The 17,341-nt window shown below is 64.8% G+C and carries 16 protein-coding genes and 1 pseudogene; 9 read left to right on the top strand and 8 right to left on the bottom strand.

The window, feature by feature from the left end; genetic code table 11:
• The 5 genes and pseudogenes from WDW90_RS27985 to WDW90_RS27965 all read right to left on the bottom strand — a co-directional run.
• Positions 1–1,032, bottom strand: a 1,032-nt coding sequence (locus WDW90_RS27985) for a HAMP domain-containing protein (protein WP_336490781.1), incomplete at its 3' end; no start/stop codon positions are given.
• A gap of 551 nt (positions 1,033–1,583) precedes the next feature.
• Positions 1,584–1,781 carry a hypothetical protein gene (locus WDW90_RS27980; RefSeq protein WP_336490780.1) on the bottom strand — a complete coding sequence of 66 codons (198 nt, stop codon included), beginning with the start codon at positions 1,779–1,781 and terminating at the stop codon, positions 1,584–1,586.
• A 196-nt stretch (positions 1,782–1,977) separates the two neighbouring features.
• Positions 1,978–2,166, bottom strand: a pseudogene (locus WDW90_RS27975) (DUF4214 domain-containing protein); the annotation flags it as partial.
• Between the two features lie 33 nt (positions 2,167–2,199).
• Positions 2,200–2,355, bottom strand: a complete 156-nt coding sequence (locus WDW90_RS27970) for a DUF4214 domain-containing protein (protein ID WP_336490779.1) — start codon at positions 2,353–2,355, stop codon at positions 2,200–2,202.
• 35 nt (positions 2,356–2,390) lie between these two features.
• Positions 2,391–2,750: a hypothetical protein gene (locus WDW90_RS27965; RefSeq protein WP_336490778.1), complete on the bottom strand. Its 360-nt coding sequence runs from the start codon at positions 2,748–2,750 to the stop codon at positions 2,391–2,393.
• 702 nt (positions 2,751–3,452) lie between these two features.
• Between WDW90_RS27965 and WDW90_RS27960 the strand changes: the two genes are divergently transcribed.
• The 3 genes from WDW90_RS27960 (at position 3,453) to WDW90_RS27950 (ending at position 6,637) form a co-directional block, all read left to right on the top strand.
• Positions 3,453–4,184, top strand: coding sequence for a sulfite exporter TauE/SafE family protein (locus tag WDW90_RS27960; protein ID WP_431311137.1), 732 nt, complete (start codon positions 3,453–3,455; stop codon positions 4,182–4,184).
• Between the two features lie 572 nt (positions 4,185–4,756).
• On the top strand, positions 4,757–5,224 hold the full coding sequence (locus tag WDW90_RS27955; RefSeq protein ID WP_336490777.1) for a cupin: 468 nt from the start codon (positions 4,757–4,759) through the stop codon (positions 5,222–5,224).
• 168 nt (positions 5,225–5,392) lie between these two features.
• Entirely contained in the window at positions 5,393–6,637 is a 1,245-nt protein-coding gene (locus WDW90_RS27950) for an ADP-ribosylglycohydrolase family protein (protein ID WP_336490776.1), read from the top strand.
• A 428-nt stretch (positions 6,638–7,065) separates the two neighbouring features.
• Here WDW90_RS27950 and WDW90_RS27945 read toward each other — a convergent pair whose 3' ends face one another.
• Positions 7,066–7,656 carry a DUF6538 domain-containing protein gene (locus WDW90_RS27945; protein ID WP_336490775.1) on the bottom strand — a complete coding sequence of 197 codons (591 nt, stop codon included), beginning with the start codon at positions 7,654–7,656 and terminating at the stop codon, positions 7,066–7,068.
• 543 nt (positions 7,657–8,199) lie between these two features.
• Positions 8,200–9,300, bottom strand: coding sequence for an alpha/beta fold hydrolase (locus WDW90_RS27940; protein ID WP_336490774.1), 1,101 nt, complete (start codon positions 9,298–9,300; stop codon positions 8,200–8,202).
• On the opposite strand from WDW90_RS27940, the gene WDW90_RS27935 reads away from it, so the two are divergent.
• The 5 genes from WDW90_RS27935 to WDW90_RS27915 all read left to right on the top strand — a co-directional run bounded on the left by WDW90_RS27935 (position 9,274) and on the right by WDW90_RS27915 (position 12,712).
• A complete protein-coding gene (locus WDW90_RS27935) occupies positions 9,274–9,780 on the top strand; it encodes an MmcQ/YjbR family DNA-binding protein (protein WP_336490773.1) in 507 nt (168 codons plus the stop codon). The two genes, WDW90_RS27940 and WDW90_RS27935, sit on opposite strands and share 27 nt — an antisense overlap.
• A 102-nt stretch (positions 9,781–9,882) precedes the next feature.
• A complete protein-coding gene (locus WDW90_RS27930; protein ID WP_336490772.1) occupies positions 9,883–10,470 on the top strand; it encodes an NAD-dependent epimerase/dehydratase family protein in 588 nt (195 codons plus the stop codon).
• 248 nt (positions 10,471–10,718) lie between these two features.
• On the top strand, positions 10,719–11,363 hold the full coding sequence (locus tag WDW90_RS27925; protein ID WP_336490771.1) for a nucleotide-binding protein: 645 nt from the start codon (positions 10,719–10,721) through the stop codon (positions 11,361–11,363).
• A complete protein-coding gene (locus tag WDW90_RS27920) occupies positions 11,360–11,662 on the top strand; it encodes a hypothetical protein (RefSeq protein ID WP_336490770.1) in 303 nt (100 codons plus the stop codon). Before WDW90_RS27925 ends, WDW90_RS27920 begins: the two co-directional genes overlap by 4 nt.
• A 315-nt stretch (positions 11,663–11,977) precedes the next feature.
• Positions 11,978–12,712: a DUF3750 domain-containing protein gene (locus WDW90_RS27915; protein WP_336490782.1), complete on the top strand. Its 735-nt coding sequence runs from the start codon at positions 11,978–11,980 to the stop codon at positions 12,710–12,712.
• A 339-nt stretch (positions 12,713–13,051) separates the two neighbouring features.
• Here WDW90_RS27915 and WDW90_RS27910 read toward each other — a convergent pair whose 3' ends face one another.
• Positions 13,052–14,038 (bottom strand): aldo/keto reductase, encoded by a 987-nt coding sequence (locus tag WDW90_RS27910; protein ID WP_336490769.1) that lies wholly within the window; start codon positions 14,036–14,038, stop codon positions 13,052–13,054.
• Positions 14,039–15,895: 1,857 nt separating this feature from the next.
• Here WDW90_RS27910 and WDW90_RS27905 point away from each other — a divergent pair.
• On the top strand, positions 15,896–16,231 hold the full coding sequence (locus tag WDW90_RS27905) for a hypothetical protein (RefSeq protein ID WP_336490768.1): 336 nt from the start codon (positions 15,896–15,898) through the stop codon (positions 16,229–16,231).
• The last annotated feature ends 1,110 nt before the right edge of the window (positions 16,232–17,341 follow it).

Genomic DNA, 17,341 nt, shown 5'->3' with positions numbered 1-17,341 from the left:
GGAGGCCGCCTCTTCTGCGGCAGCCGCCACGGTGGTGGACTGACTGGCGGTCTCGGAGGCCGTGGACGTCATCTGCTGGGCTGTTGCCTGCAGCTCGGTTGCAGCCGAGGTTACCGTGCCAATGATGCCGCCGACCGCCCGCTCGAAACCGTCGGCCATGTCGCTCATGGCGTGCTTGCGCTCAGCGGCAGCTGCTTCGTCAGCAATACGCCGGATCTCGGCCTGCTCGGCCGCCTTCTGCGCGACCATGGCCTTGATACCCTCGACCGCACGACCCACAGCGCCGATCTCGTCGCCGCGCACCGCGGCCCGAATCTCCGCGTCAACCTCGCCTCTGGCCATGTTCTGAAGGACTGCGACGAGGCCGCCGAGCGGGCGCGTGATCCCGAGCACGACGGTCCCGGCAAGCAGACCGAAAGCGAGAAGGAGACCCAACACAGAGACGATGGTGAGCGTCTGTGTCGCTGAAGCTGCAACCTCGCTCGCCCGCTGCTTAGCTTCAGTCAGGGCCGTGACGTTCGCCGCCACACGCTGGTTGATCGCCTCCATCACGGCCTTGCGCGCGGATCGGCCCTCACCGTTGGACAGCTTCGCCGCCGCAGCTGTGTCACTCTGCAGGACCAGCGCGACGGCAGCTTGCGAGGCCGAGAAGAAGCGGCTCGTGAGTTCCTTCAGATCCTTGTTGATGGCGACGCGCTCCGGCGTGTCGGACAGTTCGATCAGCCCGTCGACAGCCTTGTGTGCAGCACGCTCGGCGTCTGTATGCTGATCGCGCAACACCTGCCGATCCGAGTTGTTGGCGCTCTCGATGATGAGGTTTTTCTCACGGATCGTGGCTTCGTCCACGGCGACGGCGAGTTGCAGGACCAGGACGGCACGTTGTGCGCTGAAATCGACGATCTGCCGCGTGTTGGCATCGAGGTCGGACAGGCTGCTCCTGGCCAGGAGGATCACGCCTGCCGAGACGATGACGAGCAAAATGGATGGGATCGCCAGCTTGACGAGGATCTTGAGGTTGTTGAGGAGCGTCATCGTCCGTGCTGTATGGGATGGAAGCGGTGACCCGACGCATCCCCCCACGTCGGACAGGCCATTCATCGGCTTCTATGGTTATAGAAACCTTAAATTCGAAAACAGATACCGCTTTGCATCAGAGCGAGCCGCGTATCCTAGCGTGGCACCTAAGTCTGATGCCACTCTCGGAGCGAATGCTTCTATTTGTTGCTGATTTATGACATGGACATGTGATGCCCGGTGCGAATAAACTGATCATCTACTAGGTAGATTGTGAACCCTTAGGCCCCCACGACGACGAGGCCGGTGAAGAGCAAATAGATCAGGGCCGCGCCCAGCGAGGACGTGCACGGTTATGGGCTCTCCGGTCGTGGCGTTCCAATAGGGCTTGCCCGTTGAGCCGTTCCACCCCGCTCCAAGAGGGTCGCTTCAAGGTTGCGAAACGCACCTCGAGGACACGTCTAGGACCCCGTGGGACGGTTTAGTTTAGGTATACCCTATGTAAACCGACGCAGACGCGTCACCGACAGCGTCTGCGAAGACGGCATCCGCACGAGCGCCCGGGGTCGTCAGGCTGCTTGCAGCTGAAGCACGGGCACCAGGTTGACCACGCGCTCCAGCATGGCAATGCCAGCTTCAACCATGCGGTGCTTCTCGGCCTCACTGAACTCGCCGAGCATATCGTCGATGGCGTCGTACCAGTCGCGGTAGGTTGGGCTGCTCTGCGCCAAGAGGAACACCATCGCGTCGATGATGCGCTCCTGCATGGGCCGGGTGTCTAGTCGAGGAGGAATCATACGGTTCACCAAAGCTCAGCCCTGGCTCCCCTGTGCGGAGCAAGGCGCCACTGTGACGAGGTCTGGGGTCGCAGTCGGACGGATCCGCCGCTGAGCGGCCGAGGCAAGCCACAGCGGCGGGAGGGTGGCGCCGGGCCGCGCCACCGTGTCAGAGAAGCACTCTGATCTATGCGAGATGCCAGCCTGCCTCGATGGACGAGGTGAGATGTTCGCAGGCCTCGACACTCTCGGAGATACCCACGGCAAGGTCTGCCCGCGTCAGCCCGTGCGAGGCGAGCGCGCCTTCCCAGTACTGGGCACCCGCCGCCTCGGGCGAGCGGCCGAGCGCGCTCTCGTAGAGCGCCTCCACATACTGCGCATCCGTTTGTGATGATGGATGCGGGGCCGCCTACTCAGGCGAGGAGGGGATGCCCTGTGCTATCGCCGAGAACGACGTGCCGGCGTGCGCCTCTGCGGACCAACCCTGCAGGCCGGTCGCGTCAGGTGCACGGTCGAGCAGGCCATAGTAGAGCCGCGCCACGTCGCAGGCGGTCGGATCGGGCACAAATACGCCTTCGTTGAAGGCTGGCTGCAACTCATTCATGTGCTCGGTGGAGAAGACGAAGCTGTCCGCGACGTCCGCTCGGGAGGAGCCGCTGTTGAGAGCTGCAGTCCAGAACTGGGCACCCGCCCCATCACCGACCGGCCAAGCACCGTCTCGTAGAGCTGCTCGACAAAGCCGGCATTGTCCGGGGCGTTGAAGTGGGACTGGCCTTCGGGCGACGTCAGGAAGCCCTCGGTCACGTCGTGCAAGGATGTCCCTTTGTCCAAGAGCGTGTGCCATCCCTCGCTGAGCGGATCGGGCGCACGGTCGAGCAGCCCTTCATACAACCCATAGACTTCTCCACCCGTGCTGCTGACATAATGCGTCGATGTGCCGAACCAACTCGCGTTCGTCATGCCGCACGAAGCAGATCCATCTCCGTTAGGCGCTGGCAAATCATCAATATCATCTGAAGATACGTTCGTTCTCAGCGGCTCTCCGCTAAAACTTTACGTTTCTGGAGTAATAATTCCCACGGCTTTTCCCCTTAGGTTATTCTCCCCCTCTCGGCCAAGCCCAACCTTAAATCAATTTGTGGCAAGAGACAGCGTCAGAAATACAAGCCCAATAAGTTAATATCCACACTTGGTTTGCATGGGTATGATGTGCGAATCATAGCAAAGTTATAATTGTGAATCTGATACTTGAGAGCTGCCGTACAATTTTAAACCTTGTAGCCAGACATCATAACTATCGGGCATGCCGCATTGAAAGCCGCCAGGGTCGAAGCTCATCGGGCCTCAACGTGTGGCGAGCGCGCCCGGTCCTCGAGCCTCTTCCCTGCGCCTCTTCCGTCCGTTCGCTACCTCGCGGATTGCCGACCTGGACTGTGGGGCCGAGTGTCGCTAAGCGCCCCGTGCGGCAGGAGGTGGCAGGCATCAGCTGCATCCGTCTCAATGCCATCAATGGGCTGCCACAGCCTCAGGATGCGGCACATGGCCAACTTGGTCCGCGTGCTGGATCAGAACGGGATGATCCTCATTCATATTCAGGGTCTGGGCAGCTGAACCAACACGCATCCAACTCCTCCGGTCCCTATACCCCTCCCTCTCGAACCGTTGCCCCTTGCCGTCGCGGCCATCGCCTTCTTCCTTGCCGGCTTCGTCAAAGGCGTGGTTGGGCTCGGGCTGCCGCCCGTCGCGATGGGTCTGCTTACCCTTGTCATGATGCCTGCTCAGGCCGCCGCGCTCCTCGTCGTGCCGGCCTTCGTCACCAATGTCTGGCAGCTCGCGGCGGGCCCGCGTTTTGGGACGATAGCGCGTCGGCTTTGGCCGATGCTGGCAGCGAGCGTGGTGGGGACCCTTGTCGCAGCCGCCTTCCTTCATGGCAGATTCGGGGGCCAGGCCATCGTCGCCTTGGGCTTCGCTCTGATTGCGTCTGCCGTTCTGGGGCTTGCTGCCCCCCGCCTCATCGTGCCGCCGAGCGCCGAGCGTTGGTTGGCTCCCTTGGCCGGCGCCGCAACAGGGCTGGTGACCGCCGCCACAGGGGTCTCCTCGATCCCCGCTGCGCCGTTCCTGGGCGCGCTAGGCTTCAACCGCGAGGATCTTATCCAGGCGCTCGGGCTATCGTTTACGGTGTCCACCATCGCGCTAGCCGTCGCCCTGGCCACGGGCGGTATCCTGGGGTTCGGCACCGCCGGTGTCTCGGCCCTGGCGCTCGTGCCTGCACTCCTCGGCATGAGATTGGGCGGCTGGGTGCGCGGTCGGGTCAGCGAGCCCGTCTTCCGGCGCTGCTTCTTCCTCGGGCTCCTGGGGTTAGGGCTTCATCTTGCCTCGCGCCACCTGGTCTGAACGGAATCTATTCGCCGGTGCTTCAGTACCGTGTCATTCCACATCTCTACGTCGTCCATAACACCGACCGTACGGGCGCGATCCCGCCCTATAGAGCGTTCCATGCGCCTGAACGGTCGTCTCCAGAAAACGACGGAAAACCTTCGACGCCGATTGCATCCTGCCCGGTGCCCTGGTCCCTCGAGCATCCGTGTCAGGAAACCCTGTTGGGAAATCAATTGTCCGGAATACGCTCGCGACCGGACATTCCTCACACGCGTCGTGAAAGGCTGCTTCGGGTCACTTTAAGGCATCTACCTGAGCTGCGCTGAACGTCCGCTTCCCAATACCTTCCGCCCCGAAGTGGACGGGCCGCTCTCGGCCAGCATCGGTCATTCGAGGCAGTGAGATCGAACGGCTCGGAAGTGGCTGTTCTCAGCATCCGCGAGGGGTTCATCCGAAGCCCGTCCGGCTCCTAAGCCGTGCAGCAACTGGCCAGGAGGTTCGCAGGCCCGGCGCCTGGGCACCGCTGGGTCGCGCGCTACGTCCTCAGCATGCCCGCAGAGCACGTCCTCCTCCCCGCCAGCAGCTGGGTGCCCAATAACCCGGTTCTGCCCGTGCTCCTCTACCGCGCCGCGGTCAACTTGGGAGATGAGGTCGACCTCGCCTCTGCCCTGGAGGCGCTGTTTGCCCGCAATGGCTGGCCAGCACAGTGGCGCGATGACGTGTTCGCCTACCACCACTACCACTCCACCGCTCATGAGGTGCTCGGCTTTGCTGCCGGCACAGCCCGGCTCATGCTCGGCGGTCCAGAGGGGCGAGAGGTCGAGGTAGCGGCGGGCGATGTCGTGGTCCTGCCAGTGGGCACAGGCCACTGCCGCCTGTCGGCTAGCCCGGACTTCCTGGTCGTGGGCGCCTACCCACCCGGACAGAGCTTCGACATCTGCCGCTCGGCACCAAGCCCGGCCATGCTGACGCAGATGGCCGGCCTGAGCTTCCCGGCCACTGACCCGGTCTGCGGTCGTGACGGTCCATTGTGCCAGCTTTGGCCTCAACCCTGAGGTCAGAACCTATGGGCCGCCTCGTGCCGGCTCAGAGCCTCGCCTGAGCGGGATCAGCAAGGAGCATTGAAGCCAGCGACGGCTATCCTTGGCGGCTTGGCTCGCGCCCACCTGAACTTCGCCGCTCGCCCGTGAAGCTGCTGCAGGACATCAGCAGCGAGGCGGAGCATGGCGGAGTTCACCGGGTGGAAAGCTGTGGCCGAACAAGCCCTCACAGCGGGGAAGACGGGCCTCATCATCGGCGGCTTCGTCACTCCCGCGCCTGAGGCACAAACCACCACGATCCAGCCCCAGCTCCCTCCAGAGGAGGCCACCATCGCTGTCCTGACCCTCACCCCCGCCGTTCGCGACCGCGCTCGGGGAGCGCTCCTCGGGCTTGCTGTCGGGGATGCGCTCGGCACGACGCTCGAGTTCGAGCCGCGCGACGACCAGCCGCTTCACACCGAGATGCTTGGCGGCGGCCCCTTCAGCCTCGCACCCGGTCAGTGGACCGACGATACCGCCATGGCGCTCGCGCTCGCCGACAGCCTGCTCGCCGGCCAGGGCTTCGACCCGCAGGATCTCGCCACCCGCTTCGTCAGTTGGTGGCGGCAGGGCAGCTATTCCTGCACCGGCCAGTGCTTTGACATCGGCCACGCGACGGCTGAGGCGCTCGCCCGCTTTGAGGTCACAGGCGAGCCCTTCGCCGGCTCGGCCGACCCGCTGAGTGCCGGCAACGGCTCGATCATGCGCCTGGCACCGGCTGTGCTGTTCAGCCTGCGGCAGGATGCAGGAGCCGCCGACCAGCTCGCGATGGCTCAGGGCCGGATCACGCATGCGGCCGAGCAATGTCGGCAGGCCTGTAGTCTGCTCGCGGTCATCCTGCGGGACGCGATCCGGGGCAAGCCGCACCCACTGCGGCCGCGCCTGCGCGACGGTGATCCGCTCATCGACAAGCTCGCGCTCGGCACCTACCGCGCCAAGAGCCGCGACCAGATCCGCTCGTCCGGCTCCGTCGTCCACACGCTGGAAGCGGCGCTCTGGGCGGTGTCACAGACTGAGAACTTCGAGGCGGCGCTGGTGCTCGCGGTCAATCTCGGCGAGGACGCGGACACGGTCGGGGCTGTCACGGGCCAGCTCGCGGGAGCGCTCTACGGCGCCTCGGCCATCCCGCAGCGCTGGCTTGAGCCGCTCGCTTGGCGCGACCGCAGACAGCAGACACGCTCCTCGCAGGTCCCCTCCCCCGCCCGAGCTGAGGGACAGCCTCGGATCAGATCAAGCAGTTGCAGTCCGAGGGCCACACATTCACGAGGTCCGCGCCTTTGCGCAGCTCGACGCGATGGGCATGCGCATCGTCACGCGTTCGGCAGAGATCCACGGCCGAGGCAAATCGCGTTTGTGCAGCGATCCCGGTGGCAACGGTCTCGACGATGATTGCCTCACCGTCTCGGTAGGTCGTCACCTGAAAAGCTGGCGATTGGAGATCGTCTTGCTCCATGCGTACCTCTCCCAGCTCCTCTGTCGGGAGATGGTCGAGTGCGGGCGACGATCAAGCCGCCCGCTTCGCGATCTTCGCCATGGTCGCCCGGCTGCATCCGGTCGCCGCCTGGATCTGCGAGCAGCTCATGCCCTTGTCGAGCATGCCGGCGATTTACGCCCGACGGTCCAGAGGAGGTCAGAGCCCGCCGCGATCGTCTCTTCACTGCCTCACGCGAGCAAGCTCAGCGGCGGGATCTTCATCAGCTCACGGTAGAGCGCCGCCATCTCGAACTCGCCGTAGCTGTCCGCCACCGTCCGCTTGCCATGACCGGTGATCGCGTTGACCAGATCCGGTGCAAGTCCATGGCGGCGGCCCAGCGTCTTCAGCCGATGCCGCCAGGAATGGTTCGGCGCAAGCCGCTCATCCGTGAGCCCCGGCCCGCGCACCCAGCGCCCCAGCACCTTCGTGCCGTCCGGAGACGGCCGACCTCGTCGACGATCAGGCCGCGCGTCATCAAAATCTCGTCCGCGCACTGGCGGCACCAGTCCTCCAGTTGGCCGATGCGCATCTCGTCCGCGTAGAAGCTGCCGAGCCAGTTCTCGGACAGCAGCCTGCCTGTGTCGATCTGTGGCGGAGCCCACAGCCGCTTGCCCAGCTCGACAGACCAGAATGTCTGCTCGCTCGGGTTGCTTCGGTGCCGGTCCAGCCACTGGTCGTGGACGACACGGGCCAGTTCGTGGGCTTCAACTTCGGTGAGGCTGCGCGGACCTGCGCGCAAACCGGCCCAGCGCTGCTCGAGCTTCAGGAGCTCTTCTGCATGCCGCCGCTTCGCCTCGGCAGGGTCGCGGGTCTGAAGGCTGAAGTACTCCTCGCGCCGGCCAACGATCGCAACGAGATCGGCCGGTACGCGCTTGCGCAGCCAATAGACGCCGGAGCGGGGATGGAGCTGAGGCCGGGACATCGAGAGGACCATGTGTGTAGCACCGCTGTGTAGCACGCGGGCTCGTCTAACCACATGATCTGATTGAGCTTCTTTGCGGATCAGCGCTTTAGGCGGCTGATGGTGCCCAGGAAAGGGGCGCGCCAGATGAGCACGATCAATGACTTACGAAAAGTGGGACACTGAACTGTTCCACACGGTCATTATCGGTTCTGACGGAGTGTCCCACCGCCGGCAGCCGCATGCAACCAATTCGCGTCAGCGCCACCGCTCCGTTCAATCTGCCTCGACCGTGTTTCGGATCAGCAGCGCCAACGCATCACAGCGCTGTCATGCAGCAGCAGTGTACCACCACGCTGTTTGGGCTGCTCCAACTGTGCGAGTGAGAGCCCGAACGTGAGAGCACGCACACCATCGATACAGGACTCATCGCTGAGGTCAGGTTGCTCCTCCGCCATGGCAGGCGCCCCGAACTCTGGCGCTTGGCGGTGCCGACGACTGCTTTATGGCCGCCGACGAGGTTGGGCGCACGGCGGCCTAATACGGCACCCGGCTTGTGATCATACCGCAGTTGGCTCACACGCTGATGCTAGGGCCGCGCCGGGAGCGTGCAGCCGAAGCCTTGCTCGCCTGGCTCGTGACACGCTGAGCCCAATCGAGGATCCTCGGCCAGAGCCGCTCATGAGCGACCGGCGCCACCAAGGGCCCGAGATGCTGCAGCAAGGGGCCGCGATCGCCCTCGTAGGTCAGCGTGTCGACCGCACGGTCCGGCACCTCGTCGAGACCGCGCAGAAGGGAGGCTGGCGGGACAACCTTCCCGAGTGGGTTGATCACCGCCATGACCGGCCCGCGCAGATCGGCAATCCTGACTTGGCGGCCGCCAACATGAAGCGTGCCGTGCCGGAAGCGGTCCTCTCGGTAGAGCTGCTCGAGGACATCCTCGAAGAGCTGGCCCGGCAGCGGGAACTCGTCGAGCGCCCAGCGTGCCACATGCGTATGGACAGCAAGTGCGAGCGGGTCTTGGAGGCTCGCGGCAAGATCGAGGGCCGGCTGCAGCTGAAAGGCATCGGGCGCCGCCCCGAGGCAAAGCGCGTTGATCACAGACCCTGGTACCGGGCTGCCAACCATCTCGCGGACGGCTGTCGCGTGTGGGATCAGCCGCACAGCTTGTGCAAGAGGCCCTCCGTGCTCACCGAAGGCGAGGGGTGCATCCATCAGGATGAGGCCGCCGGTCTGCTCCGGATGAAGCGCGGCAAAGATCGCTGCGAAGGTACCACCAAGCGAGTGGCCGGCGATCAGTGGTTGGGAGATGCCGGTCTCGGCCTCAATCGCCGCGCGGGCAGCGGCGGGTAAGCGGTCGGCGTAATCCGCAAGGCTCCAGCCATCGTCCGGCTTGGTCGGGACGAGCCATTCGAGCAGGTAGACGCGCACGCCCCGCGTCCGGCAGCGCCGCACGGCACTGACCTGGGGGAGAAGGTCCCAGATGTAGGCGCGCTTGAAGGGAGCGGGGAGGATGAGCAGGACGGGCCCGTCGCCCTGTTCCGGATCATGGTAGGCCCGCAGCCGGGCACCCGGCCACTCCGCGACGAGGCGCGACAGTGTTTCCTGCGGTCCCAGGCCGAGTGCATCGAGCATCCGCCCGGCCTGGCGATGCATCTCATCGAGCCACGCGCTCACGTCCCGGATCCTCCTCGCGCCGCCGGCGCGTTGTCTTTCGTCCAGCTGTCGAGACCGGCCATGGCAGCGCGGAGCGGCCCGGCGCACCGAGGTAGGAAACCGTCCATCTGGTTTGAGGTTGCGCGCCGAGCTGCCCTCGCACTGCCCGGCGTGCAGGAGCGCATGAGCCTGACAGGACTCGTGTTCCGGATTGGCCAACGGCGCTTGGCTTGGCTGGGTGAGGATGGCGTCTCGCTGCTGGTCCCCATCGAGGCTGATGAGGGCGAGATGCTGAGCGAGGCCGAACCGAGAACCTTCTCCGCCGCTGGCCAGCAGGGTGGCCATCTGCTGCTTTGGGTCCATCTTGCCTCTGTGGCGCAGGCGAGCCTCAGGCGCCTCCTCGAACAAGCTTGGCGCGAACGCGCCTCGAAGCAGGTGCAGCGCTCAAGATCGCGCGCATCGGCAGAGGGACAGCCGAGGCGCGGCGAGGAGCCTCGATGATGGGACAGCGTAGCGCGGCACGGGCCCAGGAGGGCTCCGTGAACCGAGTTGCTCGCCTTGGCTTCTTCATGACACGGCTGTCGAACCCTGAGAGGAGTCTCAGTGACGGGTAAGGTCCTGATCACCGGTGCCGCGGGACGAATGGGGCGCACGCTGCAGCAGCATTGGCAAGGCCGAGCCGTGGTCGGGCTCGACCGCATCGGCGCCGACCTCGCCGTGGATCTCCTGCAAGGACCTGACGTCTGTGCCTCAGCCTTCGCGGGCATCGAGACCGTGGTGCATCTCGCGGCTGATCCGGATCCCGGTTCGCCGTTCGAGCGCGGCGGCTATGGCAACACGCTGGCGACCCTGACGGTCGTGGCAGCCTGCCTCAGGGCTGACGTGCGGCGGCTGATCTTCGCCAGCTCCGTCTGGGCCGATGCCCCGGCCTGGGGCTTGTCGGACCGGATGACGTGGTACGCGGCCTCGAAGCTTGCCGGGGAGGCCCTGGTACGTGCCTGGGCGGATCAGACGGGCAACCCGGCCGTGTGCCTGCGGCCAGGCTACTTCGATCCTGACTCAGGCCGCACCGACGACTTCAACGAGGCGCTGCAGGTGGATGTGCCATACCTGTGCCGCCACTTCGACGATGCTCTGGCTTGGGCGGGTCCCGGCTGTGCGATCCGCTACGCTGTCGGGAAACTCGGCTGACAAGTTGGACTAAGCTCAGCTGTCACCTACGTCGCTCGGACTGGTGATTCGCAGAGCAGAAGACGCCAGGAGCGGACGCGGCTGACTGCAGGCCGTCCGCCCGATGCAGCCTCGCAGGTCATGCCGTTGTAGCGCTGTCATGCTGCAGATCCTCGGTGTTGCGCCGCTGCTGCATGGTTCCGCTATAGTGCTGGACCGCTGTCCCGCTCCGGTGTGTTCCTGCTATGGCAGGGCACCAGGGAGGACAGATGCGCACCATCACGCTCGTCACCCAGAAGGGCGGGACCGGCAAGACCACGCTCGCCGCCTCGCTGGCCGTCGCGGCCGCGCAGGCCGGAGAGACCGTGATCGCGCTCGACCTCGACCCGCAGGGCTCTCTCGCCGCCTGGGGCGACAGCCGCTCGGCCGAGACGCTGGCAGTCGATCGCCTCTCAAGCGACCGCTTAGGCCAGCTGCCTGCCATTCTGGCCGCGCTGAAGGGCAAGGGTTTCACCGTCGCGGTGCTCGATACACCGGGCGCTGCCTCGACCGGGGTCAACCTGGCCATGCAGGCGGCTGACCTGGCACTGATCCCCGCTCGGCCTTCGCGCCTCGACCTGCAAGCCACCATCCCCACCGTCGAAGCGCTGATGCGCCTCGAGATGCGCGAACGCTTCGCCTTCGTGCTGAACCAGTGCCCCGCCATCCGCAGTTCGCGCGCCCTCGAAGCGGCCAACGGCCTAAGCAGTGTCGGCGTGCTGGCCGAGCCGAGCGTGACCCAGCGGGTCGATCATCAGGACGCGTTGGCGACGGGCCAGGGTGTCACCGAGTACGCGTCAGGCGGCAAGGCGGCCGAGGAGATCCGCTCGCTGTGGGCCTGGGCGGACAGCAAGATGAAAGGCAGCCTGTCGTGAGCAAGCGTCCCTCGGTCATCGGCGGCCTCAACCTGCCCGGCACGGAATCGCGTGGCTCTGTCACCGACGATTCCTCGGACCAGGTGCGGGCGGCTCCCCCTGCGGGCCGCGTACGCCCGGAGGTGGTTCACACCTCGGTGTACCTGCCGCGCGAAGTGCACCGGCGACTGCGCGAGATTGCCTTCACGCGGGACTGCAAGGTGCACGACGTGATCATGGAGGGCATCGACGCGGCCCTGCAGAAGCATGGTCATCCGTCGGTCGAAGTCCTGCGCGGGAGCCGAACTCGCAGCGAGTGAGATACACCGTCTCAGCAGCATGCCGTGAAGGCGCCAGAGCAGCACCCTGCGGAGGCGCTTCGATGCTGGGCTGCTACAGCATTACACCGCCGCAGCGCGGCAGTTAGATCCTGCTGTCGTGCTCAAATCGGCTCCGCGCTTGAGCATGCAGGTCAGGAGGGCTGGTATCCCGCGTCATTGCCCACCTCGAGCAGAGACAGGTTGTGATAGGTCGCACACCGCATGGCCGCCGATCGACGCCGGCATGAATGAACCTCTCGCGCCTTCAGGAGTGCCGAACCATATCAATGATGCCCCTCTGCCCCTTTCCCCGGAATACCGTTGCTCGAGTTCGCTCTCCTGGCGTTCGTGCTCGTCTTTCTCGTGCCGATCGCGGTCTCTGCCACCCTCTACGTCACGCGGAGCCGAGGTGACTGGCGCTCAGCCGATCGTTCGAGCGCCGGACTGCTTCCTTCTGCTGCGGACCATTCCGAGGCGGTCGTGCGGGTCTTCTCGGCCCGCACAGTCAGCTGGCGCGGCATAGTCGCGACCCACAGCTGGATCGTCATCAAGGACACTGGCGGGCGTGCCTACCAGCGCTTCGACTACACGGCCTGGGGCGAGCCCATCTGGGTCGATCGCTTCGTGCCAGATGGGCGCTGGTTCGGCAGCACTCCCGAGGTGATCTTCGCCGCCGACGGCCCGGCGGCCGAGTGGATGATTCCGCCTATCCGCGAGACGATCCGGACTTACCGCTACGCCAATCCGGGTGACTACCGGGCATGGCCGGGGCCGAACTCGAACACCTTCGTTGCAGCCGTGATGAGCGCGGTGCCGGAGATGCGAGCCAGTTTGCCGGCGACCGCGATCGGCAAGGACTTTCCCTTCGACGAACGTTGGGTCGGTCTGACCCCATCCGGTACCGGCGTGCGCATCAATCTCGGCGGCTATGTTGGCCTGACGTTGGGCTGGATCGAGGGCATCGAGATCAACATTTTGGGCGCCGTAGCAGGTGTCGATGTTCGGCGGCCGGCTATCAAGCTGCCGGCAGTCGGGCGAGTTGGCCTCTGAGGCGAAGGGGACCTGCTGGCGTTCAACTACGGCTGCTGCGCTTGGCTGAGACCGAGACTGTTCGGCTCTGCGCCGGTCACGCGCGGCGCAGCACAAACGCGGGCGTGCTGCGAGCATGCGACCTGCGGCATGATCCTGGCCGGCATAGCTCCGGCGGGCCGCAAGGCGATGCGCCGCTCCTGAAGAGGAGCCTAACAGGGGGGGCTCGGCAGCTTTGATGTCGGAGGGCGGCTCCGAACCTCACGCGTTCGCGCCGCCTCGTCGTGACCGGAGACCTCAATCGCTTCCGCCATGCTCCGGCACCTCGCGCGGCAACGCCCCCGGATCTGAGCAAGCGCCTCAGCGGTTCAGCGCCTGCATCTGGGGAGCAGCGTAGCGCGTGCCCGCGGCCGCTCCTGCCGGAAGTGCGGCGTCGATGCGGGACAAATCTTCCGGGGTGAGCACAACCTCGAGCGCGCCCAGGTTCTCCTCCAGATACTTACGACGCTTGGTGCCTGGGATCGGCACGATGTCCTCACCCTGTGCCAGCACCCAACCCAGCGCCAGCTGCGCCGGCGTGCAGCCCTTGTCGGCCGTGATTGCCTGGATCTGCGCGACGAGGTCGAGGTTCTTCTGGAAGTTCTCGCCCTGGAACCGCGGTGAGGTGCGCCGGTAGTCGTCCGCGGCAAGGTCCTCCGGCCGCTGGATCTGACCCGTGAGGAAGCCACGGCCTAAGGGGCTGTAGGGCACGAACCCGATCCCAAGCTCGCGCACGGTCGGCAGGATCACGTCTTCCGGGTCGCGGCTCCAGAGCGAGTACTCGGTCTGCAGCGCCGCGATCGGGTGCACGGCATGTGCTCGCCGGATGGTCTCGGGCGCGGCCTCCGAGAGGCCGAGATGCCTGACCTTGCCCTCTCGCACCAACTCGGCCATCGCGCCGACCGTGTCCTCAATCGGCGTGTTCGGGTCGACCCGGTGCTGGTAATAGAGGTCGATCACCTCGATGCCGATCCGCTTCAGGCTCGCTTCGCAGGCCTGACGCACATATTCGGGGCGGCCATTCACGCCCAGGAAACTGCCGTCCGGCCCGCGCACGTTGCCGAACTTGGTGGCCACAATGACGTACTCGGAGCGCTCGCGCACGACGCGGCCGACCAACTCCTCGTTGCAGCCGACCCCATACATGTCGGCGGTGTCGAGGAAGTTCACGCCGAGGTCGAGTGCGCGGTGCAGGGTGGCGACCGATTCGGCCTCGTCGCGACGGGCGTAGAAATCGGACATGCCCATGCAGCCGAGGCCTAACGCGGACACCTCTAGGCCCGAATTGCCGAGCTTACGTGTTTTCATTCGGTGTCCTCCCGCGGCCCCGTTGTATGCGCGTGCCGTGGGTCAACGACGCGATCGTCCCGCGTTTCCCTTGCCTTGAGAGACAGGTGCCGAGTGATGCACGCCTAATAGCCCGTTCGACCGGACAGGCATCAAAGCAGGGAAGCGCTGCAGCAGCATAGCGTTAGGATGCGAAGGCGCCGCAGCAGCGACGCGGAACAGGTCAGTCCTGTTGGCCTAACCCGAGGCGCTACGGCGATCCCCATTTCTTCGCCGGCCGAAGGGGTCGGGATTAAGGCGTTCGCCTGCAGGGGCGCGGACCACATGGGTCGGCCGATTCCAAAGCGCGCGATCCAAAAAATCGGACAGCTTCAGCGTTCACTCTTACGGCGTCGTCTGTGTTGCAAGCGCCGGGGTTGAAACGAAGAGCCCCGCGAGCCGTGAGGCTGCGGGGCGAGTGTGTCTCGAGAAACGGCATCGCCAGCGAGGTCCGGGGAAGGACGGGATCGCCAGCAAGGCCGGGGTCGGTTGGGGACCGACCCGGGCATCGTCTCTCTGGCCGGGGAGCCGCGGCTCTAACAAATGTGAAGCCGAACGCGCGAAAGACCGCCGCGGTTGGAGGGAGGCGAGCGGGTACGGGCGTCACCACGCTCGTTCCCATAATTCCACTTACGCGACGGGAAACGGCTGCGCGGAATACGTCCTATAGAGCGCAGATCCCGCCTTGCGCGCGCGAGGCCATGCCCGTTCTTTACGCTTGTCGTCCCGCGCCACTGAGCCAAGCATGACCGTGCGCCCCACGCGCGATCCTCGGGGTGGCAGTCACCGGCCCGGCACGTACCTCCTCATCTGACGATGCCGCGGTCGGTGACCCGCTCCATGATGGGTCTTACGCGAAGGGCACGGCGCTGATTATGCGAATTCGCGCGCTCGCGCGCATGCGAAGGCCCCAGTTTGGTCTCAGCAGTTGCAAGCACCAACGATCAAGCGCAGCATCGTGGCGCGCTCTGGCAACAACTGAGTGGCAGGCACCGGCCGCACGCGCGGCATTCCCCCTCACAGCGCGTGTTGCGGTCGGTGACCCCTTATCGTGCACGCTCACGCTGCTTCAGCGGTGCGCCACTACCGGAAGCAGTGGCACCCTTCGAAACACAACTAGCAGTTGGATTTTTGCTTGGTTGTGGTTCACTGCTGATGCAGGCGGTCGCTCAGCGATCACGTTGCGACGGGCCGGGTTAAGCCTTGTGAGGGGGCGCTCCCCGGCCCGCTTCCATAATTCCACTTCCGCGAACGGAATCGGTCGCGTTACGCGGATTCTGCCGCCATTCACTCCTCAACATGTGAAGCTAGGCGCATGGCCATCCTATGCATGTACCCTCGCCTGCGGCTCACAACCGGCCACCAACGCCGCTTCTCTCGTACTGGAAGGGCAATGGACGGTGACGGCATTTCCAGGGCCGAGCTGTCGCGGTGAGCCTTGATGGGTAGGTAGATGCGCTGCATCGCCACCTGAGTTGCTGCCGCCATTAGCCGCTGCCCCTCGCACGCGCTGTCTTGGTGCAACCGGCGTGTGCACTCCTCCGCTCTGCGGATCAGCTGGGCGCCTTCGCTAAGGTAGGCATCCAGCTCGCTGAGATCGGGCATCCGCAGGCTCCGCGATGATCGACAGTCGCCCCCCGCTATCCTGATCACCGGCACGCCCCGGTTATTCCTGACCGGCTCCTGCAGCACCTGAGTGCTACTCCTCGCGCAAGGCCGCGAATTTCGCGGGCTGGACGTTATGGAGTCCCTCGCCAACGGTCGTGGCTATCGCCATGCGGCCCTGGCTAGAGCTTGGCACTGAGCCATGTAGATCCGCAGGACTTCTCAGGGACGAACATGCTCGCACGCCGCTCGCTGGCCCTCGCCATCGCAACGCTCGCCTCAGCGCCCACGCAGGCCGACGATTGCCCCAAGCACTTCCGGGACTATGGCCTGTTCCTTCAGGCGAAGAAGTCCTGCGCACGGGACGAGCCGTACCCCTCGATGAAGGTCATTAAGACCTGCGCCAAGGAGACGCCGAAGGAGAGCGCGCTCAACCTGATGGACGAGGGGCGCCGCGAATGGGCCCGCCGCGTGATGCGCACGAGCCTCGGCAGCATGTGCCAGGAGGTGTTCTCGGAGCACTCTGCCTCGCCGAAGGGCTCAAGGGGCTCAGTCGCGAAGGAGCCCTGATCCTGGGCCGAGCTCAGCTGGCGAGTGGGCGCGGCTTCGGCACCTCAATCGTGACAAGCTGGCCCGTAGAGCACGGGGGCAGCCGGGTCGTGCTCACGTAAGGCAAAGCCCACGGGACCGTGAAACGGGGCAGACAGCCTCACTTGTCCATCCTGGGTTCAGACCTGAGCAGGGGCGGACCGCTTGCGGTCACCTTGCGTAATTCGTACGTTTCTGAGCAGGAACCGTCGAACCGCCGCCCCTTTTCACAAACATGTGCTGTTTTTGGTCAGAAATAACTGCCAGCTTGCGAAAGCTTCTCTTGTATGTTTTCGCTATCTTCTTGACCGATCTGCACTTCGACTCTTTACACGCTCAAGAGATCGCGCAAAGTTGCCGAGAGTGCAGGAAAATCTGCAAGGAAAAACGTCTTGAGGTTAAGATATTCTGCTGCAAGACCAATGGAGGCACACACGACGGCCTGTATACTTGCGTGAACGTAAAGGACAGTACGAGTTACGCTCTTTGCCTCAAGGGGGGAGAGCGAGACGAGATAGCTTGCTGGAACGAATGCGAGGCGACGGTGTGTAGGTGAGCCTGTCCGAGAGGCCGGCACCAAGACCGCCCCATTCGCATGATATCATTCGCGTGAGCGTCTCTACGGAAACAGTGCCTGCACCCGCCTGACCTGCAGGTCTGACTGCCTCCATGCGGCAAACGGCGGCCCTGAACTACAGTCTGATCTGCGATCCAGAGTGGGAATTGGGCGCCGATCGGCATGTTTAAGTGCCTGATCCAAAAGGGAGTGTATGGATCCTTTTTGGACGCTGGTCACAATCTAAACGCCGCGCGATCCCGGCCCATTCGCTCGGATTGGGCATTATGGAGCGTCGATTTAGATGGCGGTCAGCAGGAGGTTGGTCGCAGCAGCTAGATCAGGAGCAGGTCAATCCCCCGCAAGCTCCCGCTGGTCGTACGCCAGAACCCGCAGCATTCGACTGTCTAAGGACCTTCCAGAGAGCTGCGGCGCCGCCTGATCCTCCCCCGTTTTTGTGGACACGGAGGTTACGTTGCCCAGCGCTGCTCGGCCTGCTCAGGCGTACGGTACCCGAGGGCTGAGTGGAGGCGCTG

This window comes from Methylobacterium nigriterrae, from assembly GCF_037106235.1.
Classification (GTDB): Bacteria; Pseudomonadota; Alphaproteobacteria; order Rhizobiales; family Beijerinckiaceae; genus Methylobacterium; species Methylobacterium nigriterrae.
Note: the sequence above shows the minus strand (reverse complement) of the source record. Positions and strands in the feature narration are given on the sequence as shown.

Bases quoted from the DNA above. Each gene is read 5' to 3' on its own strand.
- WDW90_RS27965 (WP_336490778.1), bottom strand. From the start codon at position 2,750: ATGACGAACGCGAGTTGGTTCGGCACATCGACGCATTATGTCAGCAGC.
- WDW90_RS27980 (WP_336490780.1), bottom strand. From the start codon at position 1,781: ATGCAGGAGCGCATCATCGACGCGATGGTGTTCCTCTTGGCGCAGAGC.
- WDW90_RS27925 (WP_336490771.1), top strand. From the start codon at position 10,719: ATGCGCACCATCACGCTCGTCACCCAGAAGGGCGGGACCGGCAAGACC.
- WDW90_RS27905 (WP_336490768.1), top strand. From the start codon at position 15,896: ATGCTCGCACGCCGCTCGCTGGCCCTCGCCATCGCAACGCTCGCCTCA.
- WDW90_RS27945 (WP_336490775.1), bottom strand. From the start codon at position 7,656: ATGGTCCTCTCGATGTCCCGGCCTCAGCTCCATCCCCGCTCCGGCGTC.
- WDW90_RS27935 (WP_336490773.1), top strand. From the start codon at position 9,274: ATGCATCTCATCGAGCCACGCGCTCACGTCCCGGATCCTCCTCGCGCC.
- WDW90_RS27950 (WP_336490776.1), top strand. From the start codon at position 5,393: ATGGCGGAGTTCACCGGGTGGAAAGCTGTGGCCGAACAAGCCCTCACA.
- WDW90_RS27910 (WP_336490769.1), bottom strand. From the start codon at position 14,038: ATGAAAACACGTAAGCTCGGCAATTCGGGCCTAGAGGTGTCCGCGTTA.